Source organism: Blautia sp. BIOML-A1, from assembly GCF_009883055.1.
In the GTDB taxonomy this organism is placed as follows: Bacteria; Bacillota; Clostridia; order Lachnospirales; family Lachnospiraceae; genus Blautia_A.
Window position 1 is genome coordinate 1 of the sequence record NZ_WWVR01000099.1, and the last position, 2,780, is coordinate 2,780.

Here is a 2,780-nt window from a genome sequence, read left to right on the forward strand (position 1 = left end):
CAGAAACTCTGGCTCCAGAACGCTTCTTTCCAAAGTTTTTCCCGGATTTCCGGATACTCTTTTTTCAGCAGCCTGCTGCTGGCACTTTTATAAGCATTGATAAATTTACTGAGTTCTGTTTTAGGCTGTGCACGAAACATTACATGCACATGATCAATATCATGATTCCATTCCTCCAAAACAATTCCATACCGTGGGGCAATATATCCCCATATTTCCCTTGCTCTTTCTGAAATCGGATCATTGATAACTTTTCTTCGATATTTCACCACCATAATCAGGTGATAATACATCAAGTACACTGAATGTGCATTGTGATCCATATTTTCCATAAAACCAGTCCTTTTTTTGAATAATTATCTTATCGACTGATTCTATTATACCATGGATTTTTGCACCAAACAAGTGTTCTTTTTTATTTTTTGCAATTCATCTCCCACCTGTAGAGGAAGGAGAATTCTTGCTATATATTATGTTAAAAAATNCAGCAGACTTGCAAAATACTTTCCGGATGGCTCCATACTGACTGTCACTGATTTCAAACGGCAGTTTTCTGCAGGCTCCCTGTGTTTTTTCATGGAGATCCATTTTAATTTTGGAAGCCGGATCCGGTTATCTTCTACCAGAATATTTCCGTTGACTACATTTGTTGTATAGCTGTTTTTGGAGTGATGTTTTGACTTGAAACGTGGAAATCCAACCTTAGGATCACGAAAAAAATTCTTATATGCTTTTTCCAGATGGAGCTGAACATTTGCCAGCGCCAGCGAATCAACTTCTTTCAGAAATGGATACGCCTTTTTATACATGGCTGGTGTATTCTTTAACATCTTCTTTGTCTTTTTATACTCCTGGATCTTGTCATTAAGCATCTGGTTGTACAGAAAACGACAGCAGCCAAATGTTTTTCCAAGGAGTATCTTCTGTTCTTCTGTTGGATAAATCCGGAAACGATATGCTATGTTCAATTCTTTTTCTCTCCCTGGTTTTCGATGTATTGACGGATCACTTCTACTGGTGCCCCTCCTGCCGTCAAAAGGCAGAAACTCTGGCTCCAGAACGCTTCTTTCCAAAGTTTTTCCCGGATTTCCGGATACTCTTTTTTCAGCAGCCTGCTGCTGGCACTTTTATAAGCATTGATAAATTTACTGAGTTCTGTTTTAGGCTGTGCACGAAACATTACATGCACATGNTAATTGCGGCTTCCTTTTACACATCTCGACAGTTTACGCTGCTCCCTTGCCAGCCTTTTTTCATTTTTTCTGAAGAATCCTGCTTCTTCCATCTCAATCTCTTCTGAAAACACAGCCATCCCCTGCATCGCATAATCAATCCCCAGTATTTTGACATTGCTGTAATCCTTATCTGCTGCTTGGTTTTCGCAGCTGTATCCTTCATACAGCAGACTTGCAAAATACTTTCCGGATGGCTCCATACTGACTGTCACTGATTTCAAACGGCAGTTTTCTGCAGGCTCCCTGTGTTTTTTCATGGAGATCCATTTTAATTTTGGAAGCCGGATCCGGTTATCTTCTACCAGAATATTTCCGTTGACTACATTTGTTGTATAGCTGTTTTTGGAGTGATGTTTTGACTTGAAACGTGGAAATCCAACCTTAGGATCACAAAAAAAATTCTTATATGCTTTTTCCAGATGGAGCTGAACATTTGCCAGTGCCAGCGAATCAACTTCTTTCAGAAATGGATACGCCTTTTTATACATAGCTGGTGTATTCTTTAACATCTTCTTTGTCTTTTTATATTTCTGGATCTTGTCATTAAGCATCTGGTTGTACAGAAAACGACAACAGCCAAATGTTTTTCCAAGGAGTATCTTCTGTTCTTCTGTTGGATAGATCCGGAAACGATATGCTATGTTCAATTCTTTTTCTCTCCCTGATTTTCGATGTATTGACGGATCACTTCTACTGGTGCCCCTCCTGCCGTCAAAAGACAGAAACTCTGGCTCCAGAACGCTTCTTTCCAAAGTTTTTCCCGGATTTCCGGATACTCTTTTTTCAGCAGCCTGCTGCTGGCACTTTTATAAGCATTGATAAATTTACTGAGTTCTGTTTTAGGCTGTGCACGAAACATTACATGCACATGATCAATATCATGATTCCATTCCTCCAAAACAATTCCATACCGTGGGGCAATATATCCCCATATTTCCCTTGCTCTTTCTGAAATCGGATCATTGATAACTTTTCTTCGATATTTCACCACCATAATCAGGTGATAATACATCAAGTACACTGAATGTGCATTGTGATCCATATTTTCCATAAAACCAGTCCTTTTTTTGAATAATTATCTTATCGACTGATTCTATTATACCATGGATTTTTGCACCAAACAAGTGTTCTTTTTTATTTTTTGCAATTCATCTCCCACCTGTAGAGGAAGGAGAATTCTTGCTATATATTATGTTAAAAAATNCTGGATCTTGTCATTAAGCATCTGGTTGTACAGAAAACGACAACAGCCAAATGTTTTTCCAAGGAGTATCTTCTGTTCTTCTGTTGGATAGATCCGGAAACGATATGCTATGTTCAATTCTTTTTCTCTCCCTGATTTTCGATGTATTGACGGATCACTTCTACTGGTGCCCCTCCTGCCGTCAAAAGACAGAAACTCTGGCTCCAGAACGCTTCTTTCCAAAGTTTTTCCCGGATTTCCGGATACTCTTTTTTCAGCAGCCTGCTGCTGGCACTTTTATAAGCATTGATAAATTTACTGAGTTCTGTTTTAGGCTGTGCACGAAACATTACATGCACATG

At 39.0% G+C, this 2,780-nt stretch carries 6 protein-coding genes; all 6 read right to left on the bottom strand.

The window, feature by feature from the left end:
* Positions 1-332, bottom strand: a 332-nt coding sequence (gene tnpA, locus GT674_RS16995; RefSeq protein ID WP_161286698.1) for an IS200/IS605 family transposase, incomplete at its 3' end; no start/stop codon positions are given.
* Between the two features lie 138 nt (positions 333-470).
* The gene (locus GT674_RS17000) at positions 471-1,073 is read right to left on the bottom strand and encodes an RNA-guided endonuclease TnpB family protein (RefSeq protein WP_442859873.1); all 603 of its coding nucleotides are present in this window, start codon (positions 1,071-1,073) and stop codon (positions 471-473) included.
* Positions 965-1,987, bottom strand: coding sequence for an IS200/IS605 family transposase (gene tnpA / locus GT674_RS17005; RefSeq protein ID WP_330585654.1), 1,023 nt, complete (start codon positions 1,985-1,987; stop codon positions 965-967). Before tnpA (GT674_RS17005) ends, GT674_RS17000 begins: the two co-directional genes overlap by 109 nt.
* Positions 1,879-2,286 carry an IS200/IS605 family transposase gene (gene tnpA, locus GT674_RS17010; protein ID WP_161286690.1) on the bottom strand — a complete coding sequence of 136 codons (408 nt, stop codon included), beginning with the start codon at positions 2,284-2,286 and terminating at the stop codon, positions 1,879-1,881. Before tnpA (GT674_RS17010) ends, tnpA (GT674_RS17005) begins: the two co-directional genes overlap by 109 nt.
* A gap of 138 nt (positions 2,287-2,424) precedes the next feature.
* Positions 2,425-2,661, bottom strand: coding sequence for a helix-turn-helix domain-containing protein (locus GT674_RS18490; protein ID WP_442859874.1), 237 nt, complete (start codon positions 2,659-2,661; stop codon positions 2,425-2,427).
* Positions 2,553-2,780: IS200/IS605 family transposase (gene tnpA / locus GT674_RS17020; protein WP_161286700.1), on the bottom strand; the 228-nt coding region annotated here is incomplete at its 5' end. The genes GT674_RS18490 and tnpA (GT674_RS17020), both read right to left, overlap by 109 nt.